Raw genomic sequence first — 18,964 nt, forward strand, 5'->3', positions numbered from 1 at the left:
TATTAGGGATTTTTATAATATAGATAATTCCTTAAATTGTGTTATATTCTTAAACATTAAAATTTAACAAAATTAGCAATTTTGTCTTAAAAATTATAAATTCTATATTTTAAAAGAAAAAAATATTTTGTTTTTTGTTATTAAGTATTTTATTATTACAAATAATTATTTTTCAACTTAAATTAAGCTCTAAAAAAAAAAAAAAAAAAAAACATTTTTTAACCCAAAAATTAATTATTTTTTTAAAAAAAGCGCTTAAAATAAGCAAAAAAATGCGAACTTAAATAAGTATTTATTTAAAAAATATGTTTTTTAGTTTAAACTATTAAATGAATTTACAAAAATTTTATTGTATTCAATAACAGTTAAATTTTTAATTTAAATAATGGAGGAGGGCAAAATTATGGACAATGTAAAGCATGTTCATTTAGCAAGCGAAAAAGCCATAAATCGAAAAATAAAGGTATCAATAATCATTGGAACAATTTTTATTCTTTTATTTCTTGCTTTGTTAAGTGTAGCAATAGCATATTTAGCAGATTACTTGGTTTACATGAATACAGATAGTGATGGGCTATTATGAACCGTAGCACAACGCAGTAAAGGTTTATTTAACTTGTTTGGTTAAATAATAAAGGAGGAAACATGAATGAAAGAAATTTAGATTTAGAAAAGAAGCATAGAAAAGTAAAAAAAGGTGTTATTGTAACTTCTTTATTAACTGCAATACCGGCTATTACCTTAGCTGCTATTGTTCCTTTTCTTCACAATACTGAATATAAGTCAATAGATACAAAAGCTCATGATGACTTGGTTCAAGAGCAAAAGAAGGCTAGAATATTTTTAAATAAGTATGATGAAATGCTTTCGGAGCAATCAAAAAATAAATTACAAACAGCAATTAACTATGCAAATCAATTAATCGCAAATAAAATTAGCAATCAAACAGCTGATGCTGTCTCAGCCATTAGAAATATGCTTGATCAAAGAAATATTTTAAGAAGAATGGTAAGCAGTTTAATGCTTGTTGATTCAAACAGTGCAAAAATAGCGCGTGATGCTATACAACAACTAGGCAATTTAGTTAAGTCACCAGATTTAAAAAATGAGTTTAATAAACAACTAGACATCTATAATGCTAGTCAGCAAACTTATGATGATAAACAAAAATTTGCTGATGAGGTTGAAAAAATAATTGCTAAGCAAGACAAGATAGCATTTGATCTAGAATTAAAAATGAATGTTTTTGTCCTAAAGAATATTCAAAAAACAGATAGACTTAATATCAGTATTAAGAATGTTAAGGTTCTAAAATTAATTGATTTTATCAACGGCAAACTTGAACAAAATGTTTTATCTAGGGATAGTGTTGTTGATGTCTTAGATACATTGTTCACAACACAAAGTAATGATTTATTTAAAGATGAATCAATTAATAATGAAGGTGAAATTCAAAAAATTTATTCACAAATTGTTGAGGCAAAAAACCAAGTTGCAACAATGGATTTAGACCAGACAATAAAACAAATCATTTATGATGAACTAGATGCTATTAAGAAGTTTGTAATAGAAAATAAAGGAAATCTATCATTTGAAGTTATAGGACTGCAAGATTCAAAAAAAATAACGGCTTCACAAGTTATAAGTGACTATATATCAACAATAATCAACAAAACATCAGACTATTTTGGCAGTGATGAAACTACCTTAAACAAGGTAAAAGACTTAATTGCACAAGCAGATAAAATTAAACAACAAGTTGATAGCAAGTTTATTGGTGCTATTGATTTTGCTATTATGCAAGCAAATAATAAGGTTAAAGATGCAGACCCTTCAACCAACAAATTAAAAACTCCAGCATATAAAATTCATTCCGATTTGTATAGGGCGTTAAATGAAATAGCTATTGCGAATAAATTACTTAATGATGCGAAGGAAGAAATTAATAAAATTCAAGATGCAAATTTTAAACAAGAGCTTATTAACAAAATTGAAAATCAAGAATTCAAAAGTAGTGCTGGTTTCTTTGAATATGTTTCAACTATAAATCAGATATTAAGTGATATTGACACTAATAATACCCTTAAAAATTTCTATAAAGAACAATTCAACATATTATCTAAACAGTTGAAATTTACATCTGGAAAAAATAGATACAACAAAACTTTTGTAAATGATGATTCTACGCTTTTAAATGTGCAACAAGCACTTTTAGCTATTAATGAAATTGACTTTGAGAATACTTCTCTTGCCGATTTAAGTAGTAAATTTGAGGAATATAGCGAATATGAAAGAATTGCCAACAAGAAGGAAATTGAAACTATTATTGAAGGAATCGAAGGCGAAGTTTCAAAAATCGTTAATATAAATAAATATTATCCAACAATCAAAAAAACATATGATAGTTTAAAAACTAAATTATTAGGATTGGCTTCAATTTATTCAACTGCAACACGTAAGGAAATGTCTGTTTTTGAAGATGAAAAAGCCATTTTACCTAATGGTCAAAAAGCGATAGCGGGTGGTTTAATCAAGGATGCTCTTGATTTCTTTGATGTTGCAAAGCTGTCGCATCAATCTAGCCCGATTTTTGAAGACAATAATAAATTATTAGATGATATAAAAAATGAATGAAAGGATAATCCTGATTCTCCTGTTGCAAAGGATCTTGCTTTTAAAACGGCCCGCATTTCTGCCGATATTAAGTTAGTGATGGAAGATGATAAGTTAACATTAGAACAAAAAGAAGCAGAAATTGCTAAATTAAAGAAGTTACAAGATGAATATGCAAAGAAGGTTGTAAGTGCAAAAAAATTGGAAAATACCAAAGATGAAACTGCCCAAATTTTAACAATTGTGAAAAATAAGGAAAAAGTTAAAACTTATCTTGGTAAGGAATTAAATGAAATTCAAAAACTTAAAAGATTATCTGATGAAGCGCTAAAAAATCCGACAGAATATGATTTGGATGATATTCAAACCAAATTATCAATAGCATTAAAAGATTTTGAAAATAAGCGTTCAATTTTAGAATCATCAACACAATCCTCAATTATTGCACAGTTAATTGATGACACATTTTCATCTCGTCGCGAAGAAGGCAAAACAACTCCTGTTGAAGCTAAATTTTTAGCCAAGTTAGCTGATTTGCAAGCCGAGGTAGATGCTATTAAAGACGAAAAGAATTTATCGGAAAAAGAAAAGAGCGATAAACGTCAACTTTTAGCTAATAAGTTTGATGTTTTGCGTGAATCAATTGAAGTTGCGGCAACATTTGAGCTAGCTATTAAACAACTCGAAATTGAAAATAAAGAATCTAAGAAAGTTTATCAATCTTTAAAAGTCGATTTAACTAATGATAACTTGTTTAAAACTATGGAGGCTAAAGATCAAATTAGAACCATTGTTGATAAACTTGGGGTTTTAAATACGGAAACTGATGGATTAATTGAAAAATATCACAATATTGTTGATAAGGAATTATATAACCCTGAAATACATAATAAGACATGATTAGCAAAACAAAATATAGATATCGCTGGTCGCACGCAAAAGATTAAATTAGAAGTTGCTAAGGATAAATTAATTAAAGAAAAAATATTATTAGCAAACAATAAACTTGCAGACGCAGAATTATCTAATAATTTAAAAATTAATAATGATCCATTTGCATTAATAAATGGTGATATTGAAATATTTGAAAAAGCTAGTCAAGATGGACTTAATAACATTGACAAGGTTCAAAAAAGTATTGATGAAATGAGTGCAAGCATTACATCTATTCAAGATGAACTTAAAGTATTGTATAGTGATTTGATTAAAGAATCAGATGAAGAAAAAGTTAAAGATATTAGAAGCAAAATTGAATCAAAAAATTTCCAAATTGAAGGTATTTCGCAACGCATTACCTTTGCTTATCAAAATATTATTAACGATACAAATCGAACGGTTGCAAAAATTGCTTCACAACATGATTTACACGAAAAAACTAAATCATCAGCAATTGAATTATCAAAAGTTGATAAAAACAAATATTTGGAACTATATACAGCTTTTACACAAGTTATCAATGTTAATAGAGGTTCGCTAAATGATACATTAGCAGAAATTAATGATAAGATTATTGCCTTAAATGAGATAAATGCAAAAATAGAAATTTCTAAAGAAGTTAAAGATGCTATTGTTCGCCTGCAAGCCGTAAGAGATAATCAATATAAAAATGAAGCAAATGATAAGTCACAAAGATATATTTTTGAAAAAATAGATAAAGAAATTGAAGAGGAAATTATCAAATTTAGTACCTATATTTCTAATTATCGAACCACCAAAGCAGATCTATCTAATCAAAAACAAAGAATTGAATATTTAATTAATCAACATACTGTTAAGAAACAAGAAATTCATAGTCAATTTGAAGATGCTAAGGCCCGTTTAGAAAGACAAATCAATAAGTTCCTAAATGATGAACAAACTGAAAAATTTTCAGTTTTGGTTTCAAATCCTAGCCTAAATAGTGGTTCAGAAATTCAAAAGTTAAAATTAAAATTTGATGAATTAGTTAATAAAACAAAACCTATCCCATCAGATCAAACAAGTAAATCTAATTATGATAAAGCCAAATTTGATGACTTAAAAGCATTATCTTCGAAAGTAGATATTAGTTTTAGAAAAGATGAATTTAAACATACTAAATCATTGGTAGATAGCAAACTAGATAATTTAAAAAATAAGATGAATGAATCGCCAACTATAACTCTACAAAATAACATAACTATTGAGAATTTTATTTCAAATATTAATGAAACTATTCTTCATGCTGATAATGAGGTAACACCGAGAGTTAATGCTGTTGATGTAAATGATGTCTTATCTGAAACTCGTAGAATTGAAACCTTAGGAAACTTGATTGATGAACAATTAGCTGTTTCAAAAAGATTATTAGAACTAAAAAATAATAGAAGCACTGATGCATACAATCGTTTAGTAAGTGCTCTTGTTAAGTCAATCCCTGGACAAAGTGACTCGACACCACTAATTGAGGATAAAATAACAGAATTGCGTAATGCTTTTGTTGAGTCCGTACCTTTTGAACAATTAAAACAAAATCAAAAGGAAAGATTTGATGCATTTAAAAAGGAAGTAGAAAGCAAGGTTAATACACAAATTCACGATGCTAAAGTAAAAGAATCATTAGTTGGGACTGATGGTTTAATTTCGAAATATGTTGAAGAACTTGAAGCAATTACATACGTAGATGATAAGGCTAAATATATTGGAGAAGTTAATGAAGTTAATAAAAAACTGCAGATTGTAAGAACTAATTTTAAAGCAATTTTATCATTAGCTGAATCCGTAAAAGAAAATGAAGATAAGGTAGCAAAATTAATAGTAGCAGATGGTCCGATTAAGGATGTATTTGATAACCTAAAAGAACAGTTTAAGAAGCAAATTGATGATGCCAAAGCTTCATATAATGATCCTACAAAATATTCAATTTTAAGTCAAAAGAAAGCCGATATATCTTCATTGGTTGTAAGACTAGAAAAGGTTATTGAATTAAATAATAATATTAAAACCTTAAAAACAGAATCAACTCAAATGACCTATAGGGAAGGTAGAAACGCTAATGGTGCTGTAACTGCTAAGGAAAAGCTAACTGGATATGTAGAAAAATTAGAATCATATGCAAAAGATGCAAAGGTAAATAGTGATTTAAACCAAATGCAAATTTTGGATGAAATAGTTACTAAATTCAAGAGATTAATTACAAAACAAAAAGACATTTTATCAAAATATGATTCACTTGGTGAATGAAATTTTGACAGTCAAAAATATGGCTATGATATTGATCAAAAGAATCTAGGTCAAATTGTAATTGAATCAATTCCAGAAATACCACAAGATACATTTGCTCCAATAACTATAACTTCAAAAATTGATAATGCAACCAAAGTACTTGAAAGCCAACACCTTGCCTATCAATCACTTTACAATACAAGAAAATCTGCATATGAAGAAATTAAAAAGGCTTTTGATAATGAAAATAATATGCTAACAACTTCTGATAAGTATAAAAATCAAGATCAGAAAATATTTGATGAACTTAAAAAAGATAGAACGCAAAGATTTAAAGAAAGATTATTAACCATTTCCCAAATAATGAATGCCACTGATATTAATGCAATTGATAATATAAAATCAGAGGTTTTATCATCACACTCTTTATTTGATAAATATGCTGATTTAGCTGTTGTTGTTGCACAAGCTAAAAAACAAGTAGAAACTGGAAGAAATGCCACAAATAAATCTGATGCTTTAAATAAGGCAATTCAAGTATTGGAACATGAGTTTAATATTGTGGAAAAAACATCAGCTACGCAATCAAAGGATAATTTTTACTTTGGCGTTTTAATTGCATTAGAAATTGAGGCAAAGCACAAATTAATTGAAAGTAATGCTAAAAAGATAGATATTTTAATTTCTTATTCTGATAAATTGAGTAAATTGAATAGCACAAGCGAAATTAGTGAGGAAGCTAAAAAACCATTAAAGAAAATTCTAGATGATTTGTTGGTTGAATTAGGTAACCGGGATGCTATTGATGTACGTGGTTTAGAAGCATTAAAAGAAACATATTTAGATGTTGGAAAAAATAGCTTTGAAATTAGTTTAAAAAATAGTATCGAACTAAAAAAAGCTATCACCGCTGCTGAAGCATTTATTCCTACAAACGGTGATAATGATTATAAAACTAAGGAATCGCAAGCGATGCGTAATTTATATCAAGCATTGCAACAAGCTGTTGATGAAGCTAAAAGTAATATAAAAGCTGAACATCATAATGAAGAAAATAAATTAGCTTCTATATTTAAACTTACTAATCAAACGGAAAGTGTAATTCAAAAACTTAAAGATCAAAAACGTGAAGAATTACGAGAATTAAAGGCGCAAATAGATGAAGCAAATAATTTTATAACATCATCATATTCTAATGCAGGTAGCGATAAAACAAAAACTCCTTTACAAGATACATTTACAAAGGATGCTGTTTCATTATCGGTCGATATTACTTTAGATACACTAGACAATATTAAAGATGCTAATGAAAAATTATTAAAGGCCAAAAAAGCTCTTGAAGATCAAATTAAGGCAATTGTTAAATATGAAAAAAATCATCTAACTCTTGTTAAAGATAGATTAGATTTATATGTTAAATTATTTAAGTCGCAACAAGTTTCGATAGATAATTCAAATAATAAGCAATTAACCCAAGAGCAATCAAAAAAACTTAGTGTTCTATTTAATCTTGATAAACTAATTGATAGCTTTGAACGTAATGTTCAAAAAGCTGGCCAAATTCTAAGCAAGGATACTTCAAACTATAAGCTAATTTCACAAGAATTAAGAAATACAACTAATACCCTCGAAAATGATTATCAAACAATTAAGACTTTAACCAAAAGCGCATCCGAACAATTAAAAACGCAAATTAACTCATTTAACGAGGAAATGAATCAAAATAGTTCAAATACGAATAATGTCTTTGGAATTGTTAAATTATTAGATCAAAAATTAAGTATCTTAAGTAGTGATAATATTAATGGCATTAATGAAATAAAACAAAATATTAAAAAAGTCGAAGAAGCAAATAGCGCACTTCCCGCTAACTTTAATGATCTTGCAGTTCAACAATTGAACATTAATTTTAATAATGATATTAATAGTTCAAATAATACAACAATAAAAGATGATTTTAAAAAATACTATGAGGCTATTGAAAAATTAATCAAGGCATTAGAAACTATTGATACATTGATTTATGGTTCAAGTGATTTAAATACAGCAAAGAGCTCACAAGGTAATTTAATTAACTTTTACACAGAAGTGGTATCAAAATCAGATTTTAAAAATATGCTAAGTTTAATTGCTGGAGAACATTTTAAACAGAATAATTCATCAAATACTGTATTTGCCAATATTATTAATTCATACAATACCATTCATAATTCCGCTAAGACACAAATGCAAATTACTGATACTGCTTTAACCAATAAAAATGCCTCTATATCCTTAAAACAAGAAGCATTAAAAGGTATTTTTGCTAATTTAAATAATTTAAATACGTGAATAAATGATCAAGGAAATAATATTTTCTTATTTGATTATATCAATCGCAATGGTGAAGAAAAAATTAGAGAAGTAGAACCTAAATCTACAACATTATATGAAGATTTTATTGAACAAATTAATAAAATCAGTAATTATTCTAGTGCCACGGAACTTGATATAACACAAAATAATGGCCTATTAGATTTATTTGATAAATTTGGAATTTTAAAAAATATCAGCAATTTACCTTACAATACAACTAACGTTTGAGTATATATTACCAGAGCCGCTACATCAAACCCATGAGCTCCTGAATTCTTGCAAACCGATACTTCAACAAAAAAGACAAAAATCAATTTAAAAGTTGTATATAAAAAACCAACATTACATTCAACGCAGAACTTCTTTAATGATGTAGCAGATAGAACGCTTACATATAATGATGTTTGAATTACATTTAAGACACTATCTTTATTTAGAGTTACTAAAAACGATTTGGGAAGTGAATCTAATACAAAAGAACAAAACAAACAATTTATTAATAGCCACAAAATATTCGAGGCCAAAAAAGCTGGATGAAATAATAGAAATATGAATGTTAACTTAATGAATGCTATTGCGGAGGGAGCGAATAAACATTTAATTAACCACGATATTAAGTATATTCGCGAGGATGTCACTTTTACTGGTCAACAATGAGATGATTCATTATTTAACAAAGTACAAAAACCAGAAAATCTAGATTTATATAAACTTTCATTAGAAGATGCTATGAAAAAAGAATATGCAGATTTCGATCTTTCGAATTCGCATCCTAATGTCAAGTATAAGATTAAACTTGATAATTCGAAAGGATTAACTTTTGCATCTAATGGCGCGGGTAGAAAATTTAAACATGCTATGTTGCCAAATGGGAAAATGTTTTCGTATTGAACACAAACAGGTGCTGACCTTGATTTTACATCCAATTATTTTAGAAACTGGATACCATTCGGTTATACAATACCAGTTGTCTTTGAGGAAAATGGAAAAATGGACTTTGGTGTATTACATACTTGATATGAATTAAAAATTGATAATAATATAAACCAAACCGATGCCTCATTTAAGATGACGTTATCCGGTACTGCAAAATGGCATTTTTATCCTCCAAAAGATAATATTGAGAAAGAGCAAATTAATATGAATTCATTAGTTAAGGCAAACCCCGATAATGCGAATATTAAGGCTTATGTTTTTGCTGAAATGTTTGCAGCAAAATGAACTGATAAAACTAAACAAGCAAACAATATACAAAACCATGGTTATAGAGATTATAATGAACATAATAATAAAAAGGGTAAACGTGGTGGTACTGAATGAAATGAGCCACAAATTATTAAAGCATATGATCATTTTGATTTCATGGTAAGGATTCATGAGGATAAAGAAGGGGATAAATAATGAATAGAAGAACAAAAAAAAGAACAACCGCCGTTGTTATGGCTACAATTGCCACGGCATCGACATTAGCTGCAGTATTTTTAACCAAGCATCATAATGATTTTGTGGCCTCAGAAACCAATAATAGATTATTGAAAGAATTTGAAAAAAGTAATTCACTTTTTGAAAAAGTTGTCAAAAAACTTTCTCCAAGTCCAAAACAAATGAAGGAACTTGACAAATTAATTGATGCGGTAAAATTAACATTATCTAACCCCAACTCAACTGCTGTTGAAAAATTTATTGCCCTAGACGACATAAAAAATGTGCAAAAAGATTACATCATTAAGTATGTTAAGAGACTAATAAGCAATAATGAAATCAATAAATATAGTATAAAAGATATTGAAGAATTATTAAAGGATCAGGCTTCAAGAATTAGGGAAATAGACATTAAAAATCAATTTGATTCAATTGATCTTACTGATTTAAAAATCGGTCTTTCTTCTTTTGCAAAATTAAACAAAGAACAACAATTTAATTGAATTAATAGATACAGTGAAACATTAACGATTAAAATTGAATTACAAAGAAGTTTGATCGAAAAATATCTTTTAATACCAAGCAATAGCTTTGATGAAAATATTGTTGAATTAAAAAAGATGCTTCCTACAAAAGCATTGCGAGGTGATATTGAACAGGTTATTAATCAAATTGAAAATGACTTGCTATTTAATGATTTTAGAATTAATGATATAGCTATTAATAAACAATTAGTTGAAAATAAAATAATGGATACAAGAAGTACAACTAAGCATGGAGAATTCAATGATTTTTATCAAAAAACAATTAAAGATATTGAAAAAAGTATTGATGCAAACATTTTATTTATAACTTCTGAAATTCTTAAAAAATCTATTAATAGGCAAACTGACAAAGATTTATCTGAGCAGTTAGAGCTATTAAGTAACAAAATACTGTTAACTAATTCTGTTTTGCAAAATAAAAATGTTTTTGATCAAATGATTACATTTGTTATAAAAAATAAAATGATTTCGCAAGAAGAATTAAATGAAATACTTAATTATCAAGTAACCAAAAATTATATTAACTTGGTTGAATATTACAACAAGATAGTTGCAATCAAAATTGATAGTTCATTAACCATAGCTGATTTGCGATTAGCAAAAGCTAATTTTGATATTTATGAAAAAGCCTTAAATGATCAACAATTATCATCGGAACAAATTATTAATGAATTTAAGCTTTTTGTTGAATATGTAAAAAATGTAAATATCAATAATTTAGGCAATCATTTTGGAGCAATTCTGAATGAAAAGGACTATAAGGTTTTAGTTAATACAAATAACTTTGAAAAAAATAATAAACAAGAAATTATTAATAAAGTTATTGATTTCATGAATCGAATTAATCATATTCAATATTTGGATAGTTATATCACAAATATTATTAATGAATATTCACAAGTACATAAAAACAATCCTAGATTATTAAATGAACAAGAATTAAATATTGTTTTAAATCAATTAGCAGAGGTAGATAATGCTAATATTAATGATGTCCAAGATAAAATATCAAATATTAATGATTCGGTTTCTACATTAGTTGAAACTAGATTGGAACTTGCAAATATCGCCAAAGAAATTGATGATACTATTATTAATATCAACGGATTTAATAGTAAGAATAAAGAAAAATATTTAAGCAAAGATGTATTGCAAAAAGCAACGGATTTAAAAAATCAGATATTAAGCGAAAATATTATTGCTAATTTAACAACACAACAAATTATTGAAAAAAAATATAGTATAAGAGAACAACTAAGAACCCTACAAAAGGCTCAGTTAGATTATTTGCAAAAAGCGACATCACTTGAAATTGCAAGATTAAAGGATTATGATTTATTAAGTATTACACAGTTAACTAGTGATAAACTGAATCAAGTAAAATCGCAAAAAGTTGATATTACCTTACTTGCTAAAATATTTGATAAATTAAACATTGAATCTAAAAAAATTACATCAATTAATTACAATCCAATAATTTCAAAAGATATCCTTAATCAAATTCAAAAATATAAATTAATTGCTATCCTCGAAACGACGTATCTGCAAAATAATGCTGCTCAATCACGTATGGATGTTGAAGATTATACATTATTAACATTTAACCCAACTAATGAGCACCCGCATATTTATACTGATTATGAACAAACACAACTGGATAAATTAAGCAAAACTAAACAGGATCTTACTGATCGAGCTACAGAAATTAATAATTTATTAAAAGAACTATCAAATGGTAATAGTGTCGATACACAAAAAATAAACTCATTTAGTAATATTAAATCAGTTGAAGATGTTATTGAAATAACAAGTAATATTCAAGAAAGTGCCAAAATAATCAGAAAAGTTAATTCCACTCTCAATGATCTTGATAAGCTCATTGATGAAATTAATGGTGATGATGATATTAAACATCAATTTGTGCAGGATTTTGCAGAAATCGAACAAATTAAAGCAGATATTAAAAAAGCGCTATCTGCTACACCAGTTGATTTTGCTTTGGTTAATAGATTAAGCCAGGAAGCTGATAAAAAACTTGTAAACCTAAGAGACAAGCGAAAAGATAGTAGTCTTGAATCGCAAATTAAAAGTATTGAAAAATTAATTAATAAAAATTATCCACACCAGGATGCATCGGAGCCTGTTTCCGAGGGAGAATCATCGCTACGTTATGCCTATAATGAACTGTTAAATCAGTCGCGTCAACAAGGTTTAACAAAATCGGAAAAAGATGAGATTCTAGATAAGGCTAATAAAATTAAAGCAATGATTCCTTATGTAAAGGGTATTGAAAATAATATTGCAAGATATGAAAAAATATCAGATGAATATAATGCCCATATTGATAAACGATCACGTGTTCCTCAAACAATCGCTTCCGCAGAAGGAACCAAAAATGAAATTGATTTGGTAATTAGACAAATTGCTAACATTAATAATTTACCTGATGTTGCAAAAGTAGCTGATTCGGCAAGACTATCAAAATCTATTAATGATGACCTCGATCTCGCTTTTCATAAAGATCAAATTCGTGCACGAAACGAAGCTATTCAAGCCAAAACATATCCGATATCTGCTAATTTAAAACCAATTGAAACAAAAATAAATGATGCTATTAAACAATTGGATGCATATGCTAAAAGCAAGGAAACTACAACATCAGATGTCACTGCACTTGATGCTGTAAAAGTCTTAACAGGACAATCTGAACTTGTTGATATTACTAAACGTGCTATTTTAGAAGCTGATAAAATCAAAAATTCACCTTCATTAGTGGAAACAGAATCAGCTAAGGATGCAAATGCTTTATTAGATGAAATTGAAAAAAATTTACCTGATCATTCTGACACAATTGAATTAATCGGAAAGAAAAAGAAAGCTATTGAGGATGCTATTGTTATTGCACAATCAAAACACGAATTACGTAAGATTGTAATTAATGATTTAGTTAATGTTTTAAGTGAAGATCAACAAAAGTATAGAATCCTTGAAGTTGTTAAGAATAAAGTTAATGCTGCTAAGGAAATATATGAAAAAATTCTTTCGGTCAATTCTTCATCAGGGGGTGAAGCTTATACTCCCGAAAGTCTTGCGTTGAAAGTTGAAGAACTAAATGAATTAGTTAAGAAACTTGCTATCGAACGTGATGATCTCATTAATAAATATAAGGAAGAAAAAGCAAGAATTGAACTCGAGGTTATTCAGTATGATAAAAAGTCATATCATAATCTAGCTAAGCCCGATGCCTTAACAACCTTTGATAATTATGAAAAAGCCCGCCAAAAATATGTAATGGATATTAATGATCCTATTAACTCAACCATTGAATCAATTAGAGAAAATGAAAGAATGATGGCTGCGGGTTATCATAAGGATATAGTTTTAATCACTCTGGAAAAATATAAAAATTTTGTAAAAACAAATGTAGACGCCCTTCATTCTTCATCGGAAAAGAATTTTATTAAAACTTATTCTGATAGATTTTTAGCAAGAATAAATAATCAAATATCAATTGATATCGATTTTCCTATAGCTCAAAATTTAATTGTCAATATTAATGAGATGCTAAAATTCCATGTGTTGCAAATTGACGTAGCGACAGAATTAGATTTATATCAAAAGGATTTAGATTCAGATGTCAAAACACGCGCCATTGCTGAACTTAAGGCATTATTAAGCGATGAACACGCACCATTAGAAACATTAAAAATTAAGCAACAAAATGAATATGTTCTTAAGGAATTGACTCGTATTAAAGAAGAAGCTGGTCTAAGAGCAAGAAACAAACAAAAGGCCATTGGTTTATTGCAACACTTTGAAAACTTCCGTGCCCTTCCTGGATTGAATAATGGCCAAAATCAAAATCGTGTTTTAGTTAATGAAATTGCTAAGCAAATTTTTGGCACTAAAATAATTGAACTGGGAGATCTAGCTGATAATAGCCTAGCAACAAATTCTAAGGAAGCTATTGATCAAATACTATCATCAAACTTGCAATCAACGACTAAGGCTCAACTTTTACAAGTTAAAAATCGAATTGAAACTATTGAAAAAATCAAGGAATATTATGACATACTCGCTTTAATTATTGGTTCTGCTGAAACAATAATTAGCGCTGCAGGTTCTGCGATTAATGATACTGTTAATTCATATATAACGCAAGATTTAAATCCTTTATTATCACAAGCGAGAGATTTATTTAAAACAGTAAGTACAGATAATACAAAAACATCAGATGAATTGGCTGAAATAAATAAACAAAAATTTGTTGATTTAATTAAAAAAATTCAAGTATCAAAAGAACGTATTTTAGATGTTATCGAAGTCACAGAAAAGATTATCGGTAAGATTAAAGATATTAATAGTGATCTTACATTTTATGATCTTGAATCAATCAGTGGAACAAGAAATAATGACAAAATTGACAGTTGATTGAACTCATTATTAGCCGAAGCTGCTAACAATCTATCTGAAACAACGGATTTACAAAAGTCTCAAAGAATTCAAAAAGTTAAATCAAAAAGTGAAGAGACATTAAAATTAGTTCAATTGTTAAAACAAGTATCTCAAACAGTGGGAATATGAAGACTTGAACGCCAAGGTTCGTCAAATTACGATGCAACGCAATTTGATGAAAATAAATTAATCCAATTTATGTGAAATGCCTTGCCTAATATTGGACAAAATCCTGAAAAAGAGCAGATTACTAAATATATTAATGAATTAACTACTAAGGTTAATGAACAAACGAAAATACGTCAAACTCGTAAAGACTTATTTGATGCTATTAATAACATTAAGGGTTCTGCAGTATATCAAAACGCTAAACAATATCTGCCCCTAATAACATCATTAAATAATCAAATAGATGATATTATCGATGCATCAACTAATAAAGAGGAAACAAATAGCGTAGAAAAGTTAAATGAAAATCTAAATAAGGTTAATAACCTAAAAGCATTTTTATCTAAGTTAGTCGAACTCGCCTCAAAAGCAACGGAAATTGAACAGTTTGTTAGTGCTTTCGTTCCTTTGGATGTCACTGTGAATACAAATAAGGCTGAGTTAGAAAATGAATTAGCTACTGTTAAAACATTGTATGAAGCCAATATTTCATCAGCAGACCAAACTGAAGAAGCATCAAATAAAATTGATAAGAAAATCAAGAAACTTGAACTTCTTAAAGCACGTTTAGAAGTTTATCAACAACTAGCAAGTGTTAAGTTAAAAATTAAGAATGATACTGTTATTATAGCGAACGAAAAAGCAGTAATTAATAAAAAAATTACAGAATTTGAAAATGAATTAAAACAAGTCCAATTAGATGAAAATACTGATCCTAATACATTTGCAAACTTAGCACAAAAGTGACTGAATGGAACTGGTAATGATTCAATTGAATATGTTTTTGCCAATGCTAAAACATTAGCATACAAATACCAAGACGCCCAAAATATTCTTTCTTATAAACAAACAGGATTAAATGAATTACTTGATTCTGATGCTGTTAAGGAAGCTTATAATCAGTTGCAGACATTAATTACAGAATCAAAGCAGTTAAACTCTAATACTAATAATGATGAATTAGCTAAATTAGCTCAGATAAAGAAGATTCAAGATAAAATTGATGGTATTGTTAATGAAAAAGTTAACTCAGCAAGATCTCTTCGTACTAAAACTAGCGAGCTTCATACTAAATTATCAAAACAAGGTCAAAACGAAGTACAAAGTAGTGTATTATTATCAACATTCGAAGCAAATGCTGTTAATTCATTAAACATTAATAATGTAAAAACCAAAGATAATACTTATTCTGAGGCAGTAGAAGCAATTAATAAAACTAATACCGCTTTGAGAAAAGCACTTGATGAATATAAGAAGCAAATTGTTGCTACTTTTGATACCCAACAAACACTTTTAAATACCGAGTTTCAGAAGCTTGTTGATTTCAATGCAAATATAATTAATGATACATTATGGACACAAGGTGCTAAAGATAAACTAATAAATCTAAGAAATCTAAAAACCTCTATTGAAATGTTTATTAATCAAAATAAAAACTTCAAAAACACAGTTGATAGTAAATATATTTCCATCGGTTCAAAAAATTCTTTTATAAATGATTTTATAAATTTAAACCTTGAAAATATCAAACTTGCAAAAGAAGCAAAGCAAAATCTAACACAAAAAATAAAAGATGATATTTCTCAAATGCTTGAAGATGGCACTGGTATTATTTCAAAGCTAACTACTACTTTTGATAAATATAATTCTCAATTTTCTGATACTGTTTTAACTAAACTGTTTGAAAAAGCAGGGTTTGAAAATTCCAAGAAATTATTTGATGAATTAAAGCAAAAATTTGAATTATTAAAACAAAAAATTTCAAAAATAAAAACTACTGAATCGGCTCCCGATTTACAAACTTATGCATTTGATACAAAACAATTGATAACTGGATATGATGAATTAATTAATGAATTTAAGTCAGAATTCAGTAGCCTTTTAAATAAACGTAGAGATTTAACAGAAATTTATCAATTATTATTCAAAACATCAGTTAAGTGAAAAAATAATAACAACAAACTTACTGCTCTTGAAACTAAATATTCACAGGATTATGAATCATTAAATAGTGAAAAAGATAATTTAGTTAAAGAAAAAAGTGGAGATATTATTAATGACTTATTCTTAGTTGAAAAAACTAATACCGCATTAAAAAATATTGAATCTAAGCTAAAAGTTTTATTAGATTGAACTAATACAAATAGCAAACTATTTTATGAAACTATTTTAGGTGAAACTAATCCAAATGATCAAAATGCTAATAAAACTAAACCATATTACCAAATTTCTGCTAAACCAGGAATTACTAGGGAAGAATTTGATAAGAAACTTGAAATAATATTGCCTAAAGATTCATCAAATGAACTTGATATTACAAATCTTGATGGATTTCTTGAATTATTTGATACATTTGCATTTACCAAAATTGATAGTAATTTAATCTATAATCCCTTAAACTTTAAGGTTAAATTAGTCAAGGATTCATCAACTAGCAAATTTATTAAACCTGGTAGTTCAAGTATTACCAAAAAAACCAATAATCTTAAATTACGTTATGAATTTAAACCAACAAATTTAGAAGTATTTAAGGAATTTTCAGGATTTTCTGTTGAAAAAGATGTAGATATTACATTTAAGACAAAGCAAGATTTACAACTTCAAGCGGGAACCTCAGGATTATTCTTTAAAGATTATAATAAATCTAATCTAGGTAAAAATACTAAACAAGTTATTGGTAAAGCTGATGAATTAGGTTGAATGCAAACAACTGCTGAAGAAGTTAAAAAACAAACTATTAAAACATTTAAAGAAGCATTAGGCCTTGAAAATTCTAATGATGCTGTAATTATTAATTACAAAACTAAGGAAATATTTGATTATAAGAATGCCAATAATGCAACTAGTGCCACCGTTACTAAGCGTGATGGTTGAATAGATAAAGCTAACTTTAATATTAAGTTTCAATTCCCTGAATTTGATGTTTATCAACAATCTACATCAGTAACATGAGAATCGGAAAACCAAGTTTTAAGAATAAGAGTTATTAATGATAAATTAATTCAACTGGAAGCGATATTACCTGGAAAAATATTAGTTGGACCACAAAATTATACTCAAAACCAACATACCATCGTGGACACACAAGGAAATAAAATTACAAATGCAAGTAATCAAACCTACGATCCTTCGAAAACGATGCCTGTTGCTGCGATATATACATTAAGATTAGATGTAGATTATGATCAAAATAGTAAGGATGTTTCATTATTTATTAATCGTTATGAAAGTTTTAATGTTGCCAAAAATAAAGCATTACAAGATAGTTTAATAACACCACTTTCTACATTTATGACTAATTTTAATAATAATAAAATGGGATCTACCATGGCATATGTTTGATCTAATTATGACTTTGCTAAATGGTTATCTACTCATCCTACGAGCTGACAAACACCAGATGACGCTGATGATAATAAAAAATCTCCATTAGATCACCCTAATAACGGATTTAGACATAGTGGTGGTTCAAATAAAGAATGAGATCATATGTTAGGCAACGACCTTTGAGTAAAAAATACAAGATCATCAGGGACTTATATATGAACAAATAATGATCAACAGCGTATAATTCAAGATAGTGAAACCGAAAAACTCGCAGTAGTTTATAACTCTGGTATTATTAATTTTGAATTTAAAGATTTAAAGAAATAATGCTTAATTTTAAAAACCAAAACCTATAAGCTGTAAAGGTTTTGGTTTTTTGTTTTAACTTCGTCAATAGATCCCTAAATGTCTAGAGAAAAAAATCAAATAATAAAATTACACCAAAATTTGGTGTAATTATTTGTGATATTTAATATTTTTCTTAATGGCTAATCCACGGTAAATTTGTTCAATTAACATAATTCTAAATAACTGATGTGGGAAGGTCATTCTGGAAAAACAAATTTTATTTTTAAATTTTGTTTCATCTACGCCATTTGACCCACCAATAATAAAAGTTAAATTATCTTCAATAAGTATATTGGAAAATTCCTCACTACTCATTTGTTTTCCTTGTAATGAAAGATAAAAAACTTTTGAATTTTTTGGTATTTTTGTTAATATTGCTTCAGTTTCCTTTGCAATTTTAATATCAATATTATCATTGATAATTTCTTTAATTTCAATTAAATTAATTGTTGCTAAAAAGTTTATTTTTTTTAAATATGAATCATAAATTTTCTTAATATCTGAATTTAAAGAACCAACTGCAATTAAGTTTATTTTCATTTTATTTT

The 18,964-nt window shown here is 27.6% G+C and carries 4 protein-coding genes; 3 read left to right on the forward strand and 1 reads right to left on the reverse strand.

Going from position 1 to position 18,964, the window contains the following annotated elements; genetic code table 4:
* The first annotated feature begins 403 nt into the window (after positions 1 to 403).
* From ACWXVO_RS00565 to ACWXVO_RS00575, 3 genes are read left to right on the forward strand one after another with little or no spacing between them, the layout of a single operon-like run.
* The gene (locus ACWXVO_RS00565; RefSeq protein ID WP_456001848.1) at positions 404 to 628 is read left to right on the forward strand and encodes a hypothetical protein; all 225 of its coding nucleotides are present in this window, start codon (positions 404 to 406) and stop codon (positions 626 to 628) included.
* Between the two features lie 17 nt (positions 629 to 645).
* Positions 646 to 9,552 (forward strand): hypothetical protein, encoded by an 8,907-nt coding sequence (locus ACWXVO_RS00570; RefSeq protein ID WP_456001854.1) that lies wholly within the window; start codon positions 646 to 648, stop codon positions 9,550 to 9,552.
* Positions 9,552 to 18,395, forward strand: a complete 8,844-nt coding sequence (locus ACWXVO_RS00575) for a hypothetical protein (RefSeq protein WP_456001867.1) — start codon at positions 9,552 to 9,554, stop codon at positions 18,393 to 18,395. Before ACWXVO_RS00570 ends, ACWXVO_RS00575 begins: the two co-directional genes overlap by 1 nt.
* A gap of 129 nt (positions 18,396 to 18,524) precedes the next feature.
* On the opposite strand, the gene ACWXVO_RS00580 is transcribed toward ACWXVO_RS00575, so the two are convergent.
* Positions 18,525 to 18,956, reverse strand: a complete 432-nt coding sequence (locus ACWXVO_RS00580; protein ID WP_455993771.1) for a 23S rRNA (pseudouridine(1915)-N(3))-methyltransferase RlmH — start codon at positions 18,954 to 18,956, stop codon at positions 18,525 to 18,527.
* Positions 18,957 to 18,964 lie beyond the last annotated feature (8 nt).

Source organism: Mycoplasma sp. 1890, assembly GCF_053851615.1.